The following is a 15,891-nucleotide window of genomic DNA, read 5'->3' on the forward strand; positions in this document are numbered from 1 at the left end:
CCCACTCCGCGCCGTTCCCGAAGGCGAGGGTGGACGAGGCTCCTCCACCTTGCGCGCGCCGTTCCGCGGCAAAGTTCAGGCGGGACCAGGACATCATCCTGGGGCGCGTCACCGCGCCTCGGCCAGGGCCGACTGCCTTGTATCTCCCAGTTGCCTGTCGGCGGCGAGCCGGCGAGGCCGGTCGCCTGTGGGTGCCGCGCAGGGTCGGTCCGCGTGGAGTGGGGCCGATGCAGCCTTCCGTCCGTCCTCGATTCTGCCTCGTCAGCGACCGAGCCCGGCGGCAGCCTCATCCCATGGGCTCGATCGAGATGGCCAGCGCCTCCTCGTAGACGAGGTCGACCTGGTCGCCGACGCGCAGCCTCCGGATGAAGGATTGGACGTCCGGGTTCTGCGCGACGACGGTGCGCGGCACGTTGTTCGGCCCGATGAAGCTGATTGAGTTTGACGCGGGATCGACGGCCGTGACGGTCACCCGGCCACGCCGGACCCGCGTGATCTCCCCTCCCGGCCGGCCGGCCGTCTCGCGCCGGTCGACATTCACGCCCTCGAAGGGCTGGCTCGTGCGCGAGAAGGGGGTGACCGCCTGGGCGGCCAGCGCCTGGTAATACTGCACTCTGACCCGGTCGCCCGGCCTGATCTGGCCGAGGCGCTGCACCCGCGGGCTCACGACCATGCTCCGCAGCGCGCCCGATTGCTCGCCGCCGCCGCTCCGCAGCAGGAGTTCACGCGAGACCGGGTCCACGGTCTCCACGACGGCATTCATGGTGCTCGTCTGTTCGGTGTCCACCGAGCGGCATGAGGCGAGGAGGGGGCAGCGCGAGCGCCCCGATGAGAGTTGTACGGCGATGCATGACCTTCCTCCAGGATCCGAGGGCTGGAGGGTAACAAACGTGGCCATGCATCTCCGCAAGAACGACTATCGAAAATGCGCTCGGTGGCGGGCACGGTCAGGCGGCTGCGCAGGGGTGAGCGCCTGCGCACGCACGCCGAGGCATGCCGGAACAGGAAAAAGATACGGTTTGTGCGAGAGCGGATCACCACCGCCGGCCAGGATCCCCGCGATCGGGCCGTGCGCCCCGTGGTCCGGAATGCTGCCAGGCCGGGGGGTGCGCGCCGCGGCGCAGTTCGTGAGCCCTGCTTCGGTGGAGTCATGCCGGCAGATCCCTTTCCCAAGTGGGCCCTGGTGGCCCTGGCCGTCACGGTGGCTGCAGCCGTCCTCGGTCTGGCCTTGTACGGCATGGGCTTCCGCGGCATGTCGGATGTGCTGCTCAGAGACATGGGGAGACCGCTGATGCCGCCCCTCTGGAGCGGGAACGCGGTGGGCTTCGGGATGCCGACGCCTGTCCGGCTCGCCTGACACGGAAGTTGCGTTACCTGCCTATGGAAGCCGTAGCGTGATGCGCGCGGCGCCGTGCTGAATCAGGGGCGTGCCGATGCCTCAAATCTTGCGCCGCTTGAGGGTAGCTACGGCCAGGTCGGCCGTTCCCGGCCCAGCAACGACGTATGCTCCGGGGTGGCCCATGACCGGAGCGAGGCTGACCCGGTCGCATGGCCTGAAACCGCGGATCTCCATCCGGTCGCCGCGGCGCAGCGTCTCCAATACCGAATAGCCCACCAGCCCGGATATGGCGCCGGCTCCTCCCCCGGCATGCCGCCGCGAATAGTCGGTGGAGCAGCGGCGGTCTTCGCTGGCCACACCGGTCGCACATACAGGAGGTACGAGGGCCATTCGGTCGAGGCCGGACGGGACCCGCCGCGGCGTCAACTCCAGCGGCAACATGCCCGCCTCGGGCCACACGCTACGACCGCCTCGCCCGCAATTACCTCGCAGCGCTCGCTCTCGTCGCTGTCGCCGCCGAACGGGCTGAATGAGTCCCCTCCCTAAGCGCTAGACTCGCTCTACTGAAATGCGCATCGTTGCCGCGAGAACATTACGCCATGACCATGACCGGCCGCCGAGCGCTGCTCGCTTTGCCCGCCGCCCTGCCGGGTCATGCCAGCGCGCAAGACCTCCCGACCCGACCCCTGACCTGGGTGGTGCCCTTCCCTCCTGGCAACATTGCCGATGCCGCCTCCCGCCTCGTAGCGCAGCGCCTGGGGCAGGTGCTCGGCCGACGCGTCGATGTGGAGAACCGACCGGGCGTCGGAGGGACGATCGGGACCGAGGCAGTGGCCCGCGCGGCGCCGGACGGCCACACGCTGCTCTACGGCGGCCTGGGTCCGATCGCGGCGGCGCCCCATCTTGTCCCCAGCCTCCGCTTTGATCCGGCGAGGGATCTCGCCCCGGTGCATGGCATCGGCGCCTCGCCGTGCATGATCGTCATCGGCCCGCGGCGGCCCTGGACCACCCTCGCCGAACTCGCCGCCGCGGCGCGCGCGCGACCAGAGGGTCTGGTCTATGCCTCGCCTGGGATCGGGACCGTGCCCCACTTGGCGGCGGAGGTGTTCCAGCAGGTGGCCGAGGTGCGGCTCGTCCACGCGCCCTACGTCAACACCGCCGAGATACTGAGCGACGTGATCGGTGGCCGGGTGGACGTGACCTGGGACTTCCCGCTGACCGCGGCCCCGCATGTGCGCGAAGGACGGCTGCGGGCGCTCGCCGTGACCGACTTCGACCGGGTGCGCGTCGCATCCGAGGTGCCGACGTTGATGGAGTGCGGCTTCCCCGGGGCTGAGATGCGCGGCTGGGCAGGGGTCTTCGCCCCCGCCCGCACCCCATCGGCCACCGTCGCGCGGCTGGCGGCGGCGCTGCGAGAAACGCTACTCGACCAAACGGTGAAGGCATTTTTTGACGGGACGGGCACGGTGCTCTGGCCCGATGTGGGCACGGAGCGCTTCCGCGCGTTTCTGGCCGAGGAGTTGCCCCGCGTCGCCACGCTCATCGCCCGCGCCAAGGCATCGCCACGCTAGCCCGCAACCGTCGAACCGCTGGCCTTCACACCTCCTCACTCGGTCAGCCCCGCGGCCTGTCAAACATAGTGGCGCATCAGCTTTGTCGAGAACTCCTGCAGCAGAAGGGCCTCGAGCCTATCCGCCGAGCGGCGTAGTTCCACGTCGGCGGCGGCTGCGCTGACTTCCAGCAGCCGCATCATCATTGGCTCGGAACAGAAGCCAGGGCCTTCATAACCCTCGTCGGGCTGCACCAGGCCCGCATCAACTGCCCGCTGAAAAAGGTGCTGCGCGACATCCTCTGTCGCATCCGACAGTTCCTCGTTGCACAGCAGGTGCGCGTATATCGGGATCAGGTCCGAGTGTTCCATTGCGGTGCAGCCACCCCGCAACAATTCGAGTGGTTCTCCAGCCAACACTTCAGTCGGAACGCAATATGGCCGGTTGCGGCAATCTCAACCCTTGGCGAGCCTCCGGCCTTCTGAGCAACGACGGGTACCGTCTGGCGGACACCACTAGTCGTAATCGGCCAGCTGGTCCAGGCGGGAGGCACGCGCTTCGAAGCGCGCCCTTATAGTCGCCGCGCGCCTCTCGATCGCAACCCCCGCCTCTCCATCGAGTGCCTCCACCTGCTCCCTCAGCACCGCGATCTTCGCGACGCCCTCGCGCCGCAGCGCGTCCGCCAGCGCCGCGGCGCGCCGCTTGACCTGGCGCAGCTCCGCGGCCCGCTTCCGCGACAGCGCCCTGAGCGTGGACGCGTCCTGCCCGTCGCGGGGCTCCATCCTGAGCTTCGCCAGCCCACCTCGGAGCGCGTCCAGTTCGTGCTCGATCCTGGCTTCGGCGAGCGGCCCCTCAAGACGGTGGCGGAAGGCATGCCCACCCAGTCCGGCGATCCGCGCATCGAGCAGCGGCGGATCCTCCTCTTCGGCCTCCGCGATCATCGCCGCCCCGCCCGGCCGAAGGTCGTGCGAGATCCGCTCCAGGAACCGGGAGTCCAGGCCCGCCTTGTAGAGTTCGCTCACGGTGCCCACCAGGCCCGACCGGACCGTCCGCAGCACGGCGGGGATGGCTCCGCCGAGCAGAGACACGAGCACACCGACGGCCGCCGCGACGGCCGGCGCGGCGGTTCCCTTGCCGGGGGGGCACCGGCTCGCTGGTCACCAGCCCTGACCCGTTCGGCGACCGGACGACGATCGCCACCGCGTACAAGGAGAGGCTTCCCTCGGCGTGGCGGTGACGCAGCAGTTCTGCTGCCTTACGCGCCCGAGCATCGTTGTCGAACAGGGCCACGAGCAACTCGTCCATTTAACAACGTCCTCGGACCGCCGTGAGAGGGACGGTGCTTCGGTCGGCGACGGACGATGGCGCCCCACGGGAGTGACCCGCGCGGAAGCGGAACCCAGGCACGCGGCCTCCGAAGCCTCATGCCGTCGCATTCCGCTTCCGGCGCGACACCTGGATGTGGACGCAGGAATGGCTTTCCTCCCCCGCCCGCCACGCTGCTGCCATCGACTATCGTGCTGCCCCTGAGGATACGGCATCCGGGGTTGGGCGAAGGCGGCAAAGCCTATCGCAATTTCACGGCCTCCCCTGGATTGACCCCCGTTCAGGATCGCGTGGCCGAGGAGCCCCGGTCGTGTCAGCAACCAGGGTGCCGACTGCGCGGGCGATGATGCCGGAGGCCGTGACGCGCCCGTTTACGCGCAGGATCGACGAGCGCGTGCCACAGGAAAGAGCAGCGCTCGGCGGCGCAAAGCCGCCCCGAAGAGGCTCGTGCAGGCCTCCATCCGCCGCCGCGCCATGTCGACCCGACGCGATCCGCGTGGGCGGTCTGAATCGCGGATGCCATCGGCCGAGGAATCGACCGCAACGGTGGGCTCCTGGCGCCACCGCGCGCCGGCCCAATGGCCGACGCTCCAGGCACCCAGAACTGGCGGTGCCCTTGCACGACCGGCGGACCGCGGGGCAGCCGCAGCCCAGGGCCGCACACTCCCCACCCTGCAACCATGGATACGCAGGTTGCGCGAAGTGGCCAACGGATGCCGGATCCAAGTCGGGTGGAGAACGAAACTTTGCCGAATTTCGATAGCGTGGGGCTGCCGAAGCTCGATGTTAGGACGGCATAATATCTCCTGGCTGAAGTGCCATCATGGATCCGGTGCGGGGGTGCCGGACGGAGGCGGCGGGGCCTTCAAGAAGGGGGATGTCGGAGAGAGATGTGCAATGATATCCGGACATGTGACCCTCTGCAGGTCGTTCAGCGAACCCCAGGATCTGGCATCCTGCCTCCGGAGCGTGGCGGTCGAGGCGGTACCCGTGCACCCGGGTCCCTTCACCGGATCGGTCTCGAGCATCGATCTCGATGGCGCAACCCTGGAGATCGTCCGCAGCGATCCCGTCCTGCTGCTCGGGACGGCCGCTGAGGACCGGAGCGGCTTCCTTCTGATGCTTGGCGAGACGCGCCAAGCAAGATGGAACGGCGCATCAATCAGCGAGGGCCAGGTCGCCCTGTTCGGGAATGGCCTGCCCGTCGCCGTCGCCAGCCCTGGAAGCTTCGCTTGCGCCTTCGTGAGTTCCGCGGGCGCGGAGCGCCAAGGCATCCTCCCGGCCGGCTGGGATCAGGCTTGGCGCGACCTGCCAGACCCGATACGGCACGTCGATGCGCAGGCGCACGCGCGCCTCGCGTTGCTCGCCGAGGCCGCCGAGCGGGCCGCGTTCCCTGCCCCGGCCTGCCCGGGGCGAACCGAGGGGCTCCGCGCGGAGCGCGCCACGCTCCGGGATGCCGTTCGGACCTTGTTCGTGCCGCCGGGCGAAGCTGTCCCGCGACGGCGCGGCAGGCCTCCCTCGCGCGTTCAGATCGTGCGCGAGGCCGACGACTATCTCCAGGCGAACCCGGCACGGCCGATCTACACGGACGAGCTCTGCACGGCTCTGGGTGTCTCGGCCTCCTGCCTGCACGCGGCGTTCGAGGCCACATTCGGGCTCAGCCCCCACCGCTTCCTCAAGCTGCGCCGGATGGCCATGGTGCGCACCATGCTCCTGTCGGGCTCGGGCCCCTGGCACTCGGTCAAGGCGGCGGCGCTGTCGCATGGCTTCTGGCACCTGGGGCAGTTCGCCCACGACTATCGTGCCCTGTTTGGCGAATCCCCGTCCGAGACGCTCGCCCGCTCGCGATGACGCGGCCCGACTCGCCTCTTGAGACGAACAACGCCGGACAATCCAGCAGGAAAAAGCAGCGCCTCCCGTTCATGTCGCAGATTCGTGATTCTGCCCGACTACCCAGCGTTCCGGCTTTCGGGGCGCGCGGCGTAGGACCCCCTGCATATCCCACAGCGCGATTTCCAGGAGGCAGCAGGCGCCGGCGTTCAGTGTAGTGGAACTGACGTACTCCCTAATTTCTTTGTCGCTGCGAGCACAGAGGGTAGCCTCCCGATCCTGAACAGCGCGCCAGGGAGATGTGCCATGCGTGCTGAGGGTGCCCACCTGTCCCGGATCACCGAGCCGGAGGATCTTGTCCACGCGGTGCCTGGCGTGGTCTTCCGCGCCACTCCCCTATCCGCCGGTCCCTTCGAGGTTTCGCTCACGACCATCGGCCTGGGCGACATCACCCTGCAAGCCGGGCACAGCACGCCACATCTGGCCTTCGCGGTGGCGCGTCCCGGGATGGCGGTCGTGCAGCTTCCGTTGGAGAACGTGGACACCCTCGTCCTGAACGGCCGGGCCGTCCGGCCATGGACGGTGGGGCTCCACGGCGGGGGCGCCGAGCTCCTCAGGGCCAACCCGAGGGAAAGCGGGCATGCGAACCTGGTCCTGCCCATGGACAGGGCCGAGGAGCTACTGTGGCTGCCGTCCGGCTCCACGCTGGTCCGCCCGGGCGCGCAGGACTTACTGCAGACCAGGCCCGAGGCGTGGAACCGGATGGCCGGCATCGTCCACGCCGCCAACGAGGCCGTCGTCAGCGATTCGCAGGCTTTCAACCTGGAGCAGGCGCACAGGGCGCTGCGCGACGCGCTCCTGGACGCGGCGCACGACCTGATCGTGGGAGCCGGTGTCGGTGGGAACGCCGTCAGATCCCAGAATCCGCGGGCCTGGCGCCGCGTCATCACCACCGCCGACGAGTACCTGCGGGCCCATGTGGCGCGCCCGATCTACACTGAGGAACTCTGCTCGGCGCTCGGCGTCTCGGCTTCCGGCCTCGCCCAGGCGTTCCGCGGCACCTTCGGCCTCAGCCCGCACCGCTTCCTGAAGCTCCGCCGCCTGGCCATGGTGCGAAGCCTGCTGCGCGCGCGGGAAGGGCAGTCGCCGCTGGTGAAGTCCGTGGCCCTGGCGCACGGCTTCTGGCACCTCGGCCAGTTCGCCCACGACTACCGGGCCCTCTACGGCGAGACCCCATCGGATACGCTCGCCCGCGCCCCGGGGGGCGACCGCGGCCGGGGAAGACCGCCTCGGATGAGAGGATAGGAGTTTCCGCGGGAGGAGCGGGTTCATCCGGCTGCCGGCGCTGCTTCCGCTCGCCACGATTGGAGCAGGGTGAAGGCGACCGCGAGCAAGGCAGGGCCGATGAACAGCCCAAGGAACCCGAACGAGATGAAGCCGCCGAAGACGCCGAGGATCACGAGCGTCAGCGGCATCGCCACGCCTCGGCTGATCAGCCAGGGACGGATCAGGTTGTCGCTGGCCGAGACGAGCAGGAGGCCCCAGGCCGCCATGAAGACGCCCCAGGCGGGCGCATCGTGGCGGAAGAGCCACCACGCTGCGCCGCCCCAGACTGCCGGAATGAGCACCTGGCCGATCTGGCTGATCGCCAGCACCAGCACGACGAAGCCCAGCGCCATGGCACCGGGAACGCCGGCAAGAGCGGCGCCGATGCCCATGGCGGTGGCCTGGAAGAAGGCGGTGCCGACCACGCCATAGGCCACGCTGCGCAGCGCCCCGCCGGCCGCCTGTAGCGCCCCCGCGGCAGGCTCGCCGCCGAGGCGCTGGACCACGTCGCGCAGGACCGCCCCGAGCATATCGCCTCTCGCCCAGAACGTCCCGGCGACGACGAGGGCCAGGAGGAACTGGAGCATGCTGTCCGCCAGGGCGCGCGCCACGGCCAGGACTCCCTGCCGCAGCCAGTCCGTGTAGGAGCCCATGGCGCGGCGCAGCCCGCCCTCCGCTCCCGCGGCATCCCGCCACGCGAGCGACAGCCTCTCGCCGACGACCGGCGTGCGGCCCACCCAGTCCGGCGGTGTCTCCGGCAAGGCGGTGAGCACGGCCTCCACCACCCGCGCACCCTCCGCGATCCGGGACGCGAGCCGGGGTGCCGTGGCGAGCAGCGGGAGGCCCACCAGGGCGATTCCCGAAAGCGCCATCAGCAGCGCGACGACGCCCCGCGGGAACCCGAACCGCACGAGCGCGGACCGCAGCGGCCAGGTGGCGACCGCCAGGACGGCCGCGAACAGGACCGCCGTCAGGAACGGCAGGAGGACGAGGGCGACACCGAGCAGCAGCCCACCCAGCAGCAGCAGGACCACCGCCCGCTCGATCATGGTCGCCATGCCGCCGCCGAACGCCGGGGCGGTGCCGGCCTCCGCCGGAGGTCTGGTCAGTTCAGCGTCGGACACCACGGTGCTGTCCATCTGCGGCTTCCCTGCTGTGGCGCCCCCGCCGCGTTTTTGCCCTGGCGACCCGGTCCGGCACGCCATTCCCTTCCTCACCTCCGAGCCCGGGTCAGCACCGCGGGGCTCTTCGGCCCGGCTCGCCAGCGGGACCACGTTAGGCGGACGGCGTTCGAAGTGCCCGAGGCGTCGCTATCAAGATTCGGGCCGGCGAAACCCACCGGTGCGACACGTCCCTGATGGGTGAAGGGGCGCCGCTCCGCCCCTCGAGCTTCCATGGTCCCTGGGCCGGGAGCGCCGGCAGCCCCTGGCACGCCCCATGCGGCCGGATGCCGGCCATCGCGGCAAGGCCGCATAAGTTCTGAGCGGCCACGGCCAAGTGGAGAATACCGATACCCTTTCTTTCCCCCCGGATGGCGGTCCGGCTCTAGTCTTTGTGTCGATGAGGGACCGCCCGCGGTCGGGAGCGAATCCGGATCGCCCGACCCGCGCGGATGCCCGCGGCATATCGCGCCTCGATCCTGGCCGGACCGGAGGAATCACCGCGACCCGCAGCCGACGAGATCGCCGCACCGGGCATGCCGCCCCTGGGTTCGGGCCCGCGATGCCGGGAAGGGCTCCAGCCGACGCTTCGATCAGCCCCGGGCGAAGGGCGAGCGCCCACGAGAACGGAGGGAACGAGATGGAAGGCATCAACCTGGCCCCGGCCCCGGCGGCGACCGAAGGCTGCTGGCGCTCCTTCGAGGCGGGACGTTGGTGCACGGCGATCGACGTGCGCGACTTCATCCTGCGCAACGTCACCCCCCTATACTGGCGACGAGTCCTTCCTGGCCGGACCGTCGCCCCGCACCCTCGCCGTCTGGGAGAAGCTGCAGCCCTACTTCGCCGAGGAGCAGCGCAAGGGCGTGCTCGATGTCGATGCGGCGACGCCCTCCTCCATCCTCGCCCATGCGCCCGGATGGATCGACCGTGACAACGAGGTGATCGTCGGCCTGCAGACGGACCGCCCCTTCCGCCGCGCGATCTTTCCCGCCGGCGGCCTGCGCATGGTCGAGGCGGGGCTCCAGGCGGCAGGCTTCGCCGCCGATCCCGCCGTGCACCAGGCCTTCACCCGCTACCGCAAGACCCACAACGAGGGCGTCTTCGACGCCTATACCCCCGAGATCCTGCGCTGCCGCAAGTCCGGCATCATCACCGGGCTGCCGGATGCCTACGGGCGCGGCAGGATCATCGGCGACTACCGCCGCGTGGCCCTCTACGGGACCGACCGCCTCCTGGCGGCCAAGCGGCAGGAGCGGGCCCAGGCTGACGATATGTGGCCAAGCGAGGAGGTCATCCGCACGCGCGAGGAGCTGGCCGAGCAGATGCGGGCCCTCGCCGACCTCGCCGAGATGGGCAAGCGTTACGGCTGCGACATCACACGCCCGGCCGGGTCGGCGCAGGAGGCGGTGCAGTGGACCTACCTCGCCTATCTCGGCGCCATCAAGGAGGCGAACGGGGCGGCGATGTCGATCGGCCGCATCTCGGCCTTCCTCGACATCTACATCGAGCGCGACCTGCGCGAGGGAACGCTGGACGAGAGCGGCGCCCAGGAGTTGATCGACCAGCTCGTGCAGAAGCTGCGCATCGTCCGCTTCCTCCGCACGCCCGACTACGATTCGCTGTTCAGCGGCGATCCATATTGGGCGACCGAATGCGTGGGCGGCATGGACCTCGACGGGCGGACGCTGGTCACGCGCACGAGCTACCGCATGCTGCACACCCTGACCAACCTCGGCCCGGCGCCGGAACCGAACATCACCGTGCTCTGGTCGAAGAGTCTGCCCGAGCCCTTCAAGCGCTACTGCATCCGGATCAGCTTCGAAACTTCATCCTTGCAATACGAGAACGACGACCTGATGCGCCCATACTGGGGCGACGATTACGGCATCGCCTGCTGCGTCTCGGCAATGCGGCTCGGGAAGCAAATGCAGTTCTTCGGTGCGCGCGCGAACCTCGCCAAGGCGCTGCTCTATGCCATCAACGGCGGCCGCGACGAGGTCAGCGGCGAGCAGGTCGCGCCGGCCACCGCTCCGGTGACGGGCGACGTGCTCGACCACGACGAAGTTTCCGCCAAGTTCGACGCGGCCATGGAGTGGCTCGCTCGCACCTACGTGCACGCGATGGATTGCATCCACTACATGCACGACAAGTACTTCTACGAGCGCCTGGAGATGGCGCTCCACGACCGTGACATCCTGCGCACCATGGCTTTCGGGATTGCGGGGCTCTCGGTGGTGGCAGACAGCCTTTCGGCGATCAAATACGCAAAGGTTCATGTGATCCGGGACGACACCGGCCTGGCAGTGGACTATCGCATCGAAGGGGACTTCCCGAAATACGGCAACGCGGATTCGCGAGTGGACGAGATCGCGGCCGACATCGTCTCACGCTACATGCAGAAGATCCGCAAGCACCCGACCTACCGCGGCGCGGTGCATACCCAGTCAGTGCTGACCATCACCTCGAACGTGGTCTACGGGAAGGCGACCGGCAATACGCCGGACGGGCGCCGCAAGGGCGAGCCCTTCGCGCCCGGCGCGAACCCGATGCATGGCCGGGACGGCCATGGCTGGCTGGCCTCCTGCATCTCCCTCGCCCGGCTCCCCTACGCCGACGCTCAGGACGGCATCAGCTACACCGTCTCGGTCGCCCCGAGCCTGGCGCGGCGCGACGCCGAGGCCTCGATCGGGAACGCGGTCAAGGCCTTCGACATGTACTTCGGGCAGGGGGGCTTCCACATGAACCTCAACGTCCTCTCGAAGGAAACGCTCGAGGACGCCATGGAGCACCCGGAGAAGTACCCGCAGCTCACCATCCGGGTCTCGGGATACGCCGTGAACTTCGTCCGATTGACGCGCGAGCAGCAACTGGACGTGATCCGCCGCACCTTCCACTCAAGCTACTGAGGAGAGTGCCATGGCCGGGACCGGGACGATGGAGGTCGGCAGCCGCTACGACCTCCGGGCTGGTCGGTCACCCGATGCTCCTGAGACCGAGGGATTTGAGGGTACCGAGCAGGTCCATGGTTGGGTCCACTCCTACGAAACGGGCTCGACGGTGGATGGCCCGGGCGTGCGACTCATGCTGTTCATGTCGGGGTGCTTCCTGCGCTGCCAGTACTGCCACAACCCCGACACCTGGAAGATGAAGGACGGCACGAAAATCGAGCTGTCGCACGCGATCCGGCGCCTCGGCGACTTCGCGCCGGCGCTTCGTGCCATGGGCGGCGGCCTCACGATCTCGGGCGGCGAGCCCCTGGTCCAGGTCGGCTTCACCCGCGGCCTGTTCGCCGCAGCCAAGGAGATGGGCCTGCACACCGCCCTCGATACCTCGGGGTTCCTCGGGCACCGGGCCGACGACGACTATCTGAAGAACGTCGACCTGGTGCTGCTCGACATCAAGAGCGGCGATCCCGACACCTACCGCAGGGTTACGGGAGTTGAGCTCCGGCCGACCCTGCGCTTCGCTGAGCGGCTGAGCGCCATGGGCAAGCCCGTCTGGGTGCGCTTCGTGCTCGTCCCAGGTCTCACCGACAACCCGGCGAACATCGGGAAGGTGGCGGAGTTCGTCGCGCCCATGAAAAACGTCGAGTGGGTCGAGGTCCTGCCCTTCCACCAGATGGGTGAGTTCAAGTGGAAGGCACTCGGGCTCGACTACAAGCTCGTCGACACGCCGACGCCGACGGCCGAGCAGGTGCACGCCGCGCTCGAGATCTTCCGTGCCGCGGGCTGCCGCGCCCGCTGACGGAACCAAGGGAGGGGACGAACGCCATGATGGCCTCCGTAAGCGAGCTGATCGGCACGCAGCCCATACTCGCGCTCTTCCTCGCCATCGGCCTCGGTTATGCGGTGGGCCAGATCAGCATCCTCGGCTTCTCGCTCGGCATCGGCGCCGTCCTGTTCGTCGGGTTGTTCATCGGCGCCATCGCGCCCAAGGCCCAGATTGCCGGTCCCATCGGCCTTATCGGACTGATCATGTTCCTCTACGGGATCGGCATCCTGTACGGGCGCCAGTTCTTCGAGGGGCTGACGGGGCCTGGACGCACCTACAACCTGCTCGCCTTCGTCGCCGTCCTGGCCGGGCTGCTCGTGGCACTCGGGCTCGGGGCGGCGTTCGACCTGCAACTGGGTCACACGCTCGGCATTTTCGCTGGGTCCATGACCAGCACCGCGACGCTGCAGGCAGCGCTGGACGTCATGGGCACCCGCGAGCCCTCGATCGGCTATTCGGTCGCCTACCCCTTCGGCGTCATCGGCCCGATCCTCTGCTTCTACTTCATGACGCGCCGCGTGCAGCCGGTCTTCCCGCCCAAGCCGGCGCGCTTCCATATGGGCGAAGTGACCATCGAGCGCCTGCCGGAAGCCGGCAGCACCCTCGGCGCCGTCATGGCGACGCTGCCCGAGGGCGTCCAGGTTGCGGGCGTGCGGAAGGAGGACCACAACCGCTTCCCTGACCCGTCGATCGAGCTCGAGCCGGGTGATGCCCTCCTCGTCGCCTCGGACCGTGCCGCGGGGATCACGGAAACCGGGGCTGCCCTCGGCAGGCTCGAGCCAGGCCGGATCGCAAAGGACCGCGCCGACCTTTCCTATCAGCGCTTCTTCGTCTCCAAACCCGGTCTGACCGGCAGGGGACTCGGCGAGTTGGAGATGCCGCCCGGCCTTCCCATCCAGTTCCTCCACGTGCGGCGCTACGACGTGGACCTGATGCCGGCACCGGATCTCGCCCTCGAGATCGGCGATCGCGTCGGGGTCCTCGTCCCCGCAGACCAGGTCCCGGCGGCGCGCGCCTTCTTCGGGGATACCGTGAAGTCGGCCGCGGAATTCAGCTACGTCTCGGTTGGCTTCGGCATGGTGCTCGGGGTTCTGCTCGGCCTGATCCCCATCCCGGTGCCGGGGGTCGGCACCGTCACGCTCGGCATCGGCGGCGGGCCACTCATCGTCGCCCTCGTCCTCGGCCGGTTCCGGCGCACCGGGCCGATCAGCTGGGTCATGCCGCTGCCGGCCAATATCGTCCTGCGGAATTTCGGCCTGACACTGTTCCTGGCGACGGTCGGGATCAACTCCGGGCAGGCCTTCGTAACCACCGTCGCGGCGACCGGGCCGCTGATGCTGTTGATCGGCGCCGCCGTGCTGCTCACGACCGTGGCGATCGTGCTCCTTGCCGGCTTCTACCTGCTGCGCCTGCCCTATGACGACCTGCTTGGCGTCGCCGCCGGTGCCACCGGCAACCCGGCGATCCTGGTCTACGCGACGCGCATGGCCCCGACGGAGCGGCCCGACATCGGCTACGCAATGATCTTCCCCTCGGCGACCATCGTGAAGGTCGTCGCCGTGCAGATCATCGGCCTGATCGCGCTGGGCGGCTAAGAGCGCGTGATGGAGCCACAACTTTCGCCGCAGGCCGGGGTGGAAGCACGGCGCAGCAGGCCGGCCGGGGCGGAGGCGTGGCCGCGGCCACCCTTTGATACCGGCGCGGGGCCTGGCCCGCTGGCGGGAATCGAGGGGCGCCTGCCGCCCGAGATCGCCGCTCAGGCGGAGGCCGACGGTGTCGCCAAGGCGGCGCAGGACAGCGTCACCCTCCTTGCGCTCGGCGTGCTCGGGGGGCGCCTTCATCTCCTTCGGCGCGGTCTTCGCCACCGTGGCGCTGACCGGGGCCGAGGCCGCGGTCCCGTTCGGCCTCGCCCGCGTGGTCGCCGGCCTCGTCTTCGGCGTCGGCCTCAGCCTCGTGCTGCTCGGCGGGGCGCAGATCTTCACGGGTGACGTGCTGATGGTGATGGCCTGGGCGAGCGGCCGGCTCGCGGCGCGGCGCGTCCTGCGGGCCTGGGCGGTCGTCTGGGTCGGGAACTTCGCGGGCGCCCTGGGTACCGCGGCGCTCATGTTCCTCGCCGGCCATCACCTGTTCGGCGCCGGTCAGGTCGGGGTCACGGCGCTCCGGACCGCCGAGGCGAAGGCGGCGCTTCCCTTCGGGACGGCGGTGGCGCTCGGCGTGCTCTGCAATACGCTGGTCTGCATGGCGATCTGGCTCTCGCTCTCGAGCCGCCTGCCGGCGCACCGCATGCTCGTCACGGTGCTGCCGATCGCCGCCTTCGTCGCCGCCGGGTTCGAGCACGCGGTCGCCAACATGTACTTCCTCGGCTTCGGCGTGCTGGTGAAGGCCGCCGCCTCCGACGCCTTCTGGAGCATGGTGCAGCTCGGGCCCGAGCGCTTCCCAGCGGTAGGCCTCGCAGGCTTGGCGCACAACCTCGCGGCGGTGACGCTCGGCAATGTCGCGGGCGGGGCAGTGCTGGTGGCGGGCGCCTATTGGGTGCTATACCGGCGCCCGAGGCGCGGCGCCGCGGCCAGGGGCGGCTGACTTCCGCAGGGTGGCCGACCGTCCGCCGAGATGTAGTGAGGTTTTCCCTCTCCTCGAACGCCGTCATGATCCCCTGCGCGCCCGGGACCGGATTCGACCTGATTGGGTTGCGGCCAATCGGCGGCGGATTCATGTTGAGCACCGTTCGTGCTACGGCCCGCCCTGGTCCCCGTTCTCCTTGATCGTCGTGAAGCCTTGCGGGAACAGGCTGTGCCACTGTCTGGACGTGGGACCTGCGGCGGCCAGGAGCGACGCCAAACCGCGACTACCAGGACGCTCCTCGCTGAATATTGCGCTCACGGGTTTGGTTCCAGCCGACGCAAGTGTTGCTCCATGAGGCCCGCATAAGGTGGGTTGCCATTGACTTTGGATGGGCATGCCGAGCGCCGGCGAGTGGGCACCGCTGAGGCGGCGCCGGATGCGGTGCTGCCCGGGTCGGGCCCGGCCGAAACACCGCGGGAGGCCAAATCGCCGCGACCGGGATGAAGCGGCGGCGGCGCGCGGCCACATACGGTAGGCGGGGGCCAGCAGGCCGAGTTCAGGTCGTGCCGGAGCCGACCGCAGCGAGGCCGCCGCCATGGACCGCAGCATCGTCGCCCTCAGGCTCCTCCTGCTCACCCCCGCTCTCACCGCGGCGGGGCTGGCCTTGGGCCTGCCCTCGGTCGCCGATGCGCGCGGGGGCGGAGGCGGCGGGGTGAGCGGTTTCCACGGAGGCATTGGTGCCTCTCACGGCGGCGGGTTGGCCTTCGGCGGCCGGGGGCTCGCCACAGGCGGGGGCGCCTTCGCCCCGCGCGCCGCGGCAGTACCGCATGGCCTCACCGTGCCGCGCGTCACAATCATACCGCAAGGCTTCCGCCACGGTGCCGTCCCACGCACCGGCATGGTCGTGGCGCCGCACGGGCACCATCACGTCCGAAGCCTGAGCATGCCCGGGATCCCGCTTCTCTTCGGCACGACAGTCCCGCCCTTCGGCATCTCGACCTTCGGGACTCCCGTTGGATCGGCCGCA

General features: G+C 69.4%; 11 protein-coding genes and 1 pseudogene. 8 read left to right on the forward strand and 4 right to left on the reverse strand.

What is annotated here, in order from left to right:
* Nucleotides 1-286: 286 nt before the first annotated feature.
* Entirely contained in the window at nt 287-763 is a 477-nt protein-coding gene (locus tag KSF81_RS18670) for a hypothetical protein (RefSeq protein WP_217380253.1), read from the reverse strand.
* A gap of 387 nt (nt 764-1,150) precedes the next feature.
* Here KSF81_RS18670 and KSF81_RS18675 point away from each other — a divergent pair, with 387 nt between their 5' ends.
* Both KSF81_RS18675 and KSF81_RS18680 read left to right on the forward strand, forming a co-directional pair.
* Nucleotides 1,151-1,357, forward strand: coding sequence for a hypothetical protein (locus tag KSF81_RS18675; protein WP_217380254.1), 207 nt, complete (start codon nt 1,151-1,153; stop codon nt 1,355-1,357).
* Nucleotides 1,358-1,938: 581 nt separating this feature from the next.
* Complete coding sequence (locus KSF81_RS18680; protein ID WP_217380255.1) at nt 1,939-2,910, forward strand: tripartite tricarboxylate transporter substrate binding protein; 972 nt, start codon at nt 1,939-1,941, stop codon at nt 2,908-2,910.
* Between the two features lie 59 nt (nt 2,911-2,969).
* Here the strand turns inward: KSF81_RS18680 and KSF81_RS18685 are convergent, their stop codons facing one another.
* Both KSF81_RS18685 and KSF81_RS18690 read right to left on the reverse strand, forming a co-directional pair.
* Entirely contained in the window at nt 2,970-3,260 is a 291-nt protein-coding gene (locus KSF81_RS18685) for a hypothetical protein (RefSeq protein WP_217380256.1), read from the reverse strand.
* Between the two features lie 144 nt (nt 3,261-3,404).
* A complete protein-coding gene (locus KSF81_RS18690) occupies nt 3,405-3,947 on the reverse strand; it encodes a hypothetical protein (RefSeq protein ID WP_217380257.1) in 543 nt (180 codons plus the stop codon).
* 1,237 nt (nt 3,948-5,184) lie between these two features.
* Between KSF81_RS18690 and KSF81_RS18695 the strand changes: the two genes are divergently transcribed.
* Together KSF81_RS18695 and KSF81_RS18700 are read left to right on the forward strand one after the other, a co-directional pair.
* Nucleotides 5,185-6,066, forward strand: coding sequence for a helix-turn-helix domain-containing protein (locus KSF81_RS18695; RefSeq protein WP_217380258.1), 882 nt, complete (start codon nt 5,185-5,187; stop codon nt 6,064-6,066).
* Between the two features lie 285 nt (nt 6,067-6,351).
* Nucleotides 6,352-7,350: a helix-turn-helix domain-containing protein gene (locus tag KSF81_RS18700; protein ID WP_217380259.1), complete on the forward strand. Its 999-nt coding sequence runs from the start codon at nt 6,352-6,354 to the stop codon at nt 7,348-7,350.
* A 23-nt stretch (nt 7,351-7,373) separates the two neighbouring features.
* On the opposite strand, the gene KSF81_RS18705 is transcribed toward KSF81_RS18700, so the two are convergent.
* On the reverse strand, nt 7,374-8,510 hold the full coding sequence (locus KSF81_RS18705) for an AI-2E family transporter (protein ID WP_217380260.1): 1,137 nt from the start codon (nt 8,508-8,510) through the stop codon (nt 7,374-7,376).
* A 661-nt stretch (nt 8,511-9,171) separates the two neighbouring features.
* Between KSF81_RS18705 and pflB the strand changes: the two are divergent.
* The 4 genes and pseudogenes from pflB (at nt 9,172) to KSF81_RS18725 (ending at nt 14,882) form a co-directional block, all read left to right on the forward strand.
* Nucleotides 9,172-11,437: pseudogene (gene pflB, locus KSF81_RS18710) on the forward strand (formate C-acetyltransferase).
* 10 nt (nt 11,438-11,447) lie between these two features.
* Nucleotides 11,448-12,275, forward strand: coding sequence for a pyruvate formate-lyase-activating protein (gene pflA, locus KSF81_RS18715; RefSeq protein ID WP_254453613.1), 828 nt, complete (start codon nt 11,448-11,450; stop codon nt 12,273-12,275).
* 26 nt (nt 12,276-12,301) lie between these two features.
* The gene (locus KSF81_RS18720; protein WP_217380261.1) at nt 12,302-13,897 is read left to right on the forward strand and encodes an aspartate:alanine exchanger family transporter; all 1,596 of its coding nucleotides are present in this window, start codon (nt 12,302-12,304) and stop codon (nt 13,895-13,897) included.
* 214 nt (nt 13,898-14,111) lie between these two features.
* Nucleotides 14,112-14,882 carry a formate/nitrite transporter family protein gene (locus KSF81_RS18725; protein WP_217380262.1) on the forward strand — a complete coding sequence of 257 codons (771 nt, stop codon included), beginning with the start codon at nt 14,112-14,114 and terminating at the stop codon, nt 14,880-14,882.
* Nucleotides 14,883-15,891 lie beyond the last annotated feature (1,009 nt).

Source organism: Siccirubricoccus sp. G192 (assembly GCF_019084075.1).
In the GTDB taxonomy this organism is placed as follows: Bacteria; Pseudomonadota; Alphaproteobacteria; order Acetobacterales; family Acetobacteraceae; genus G192.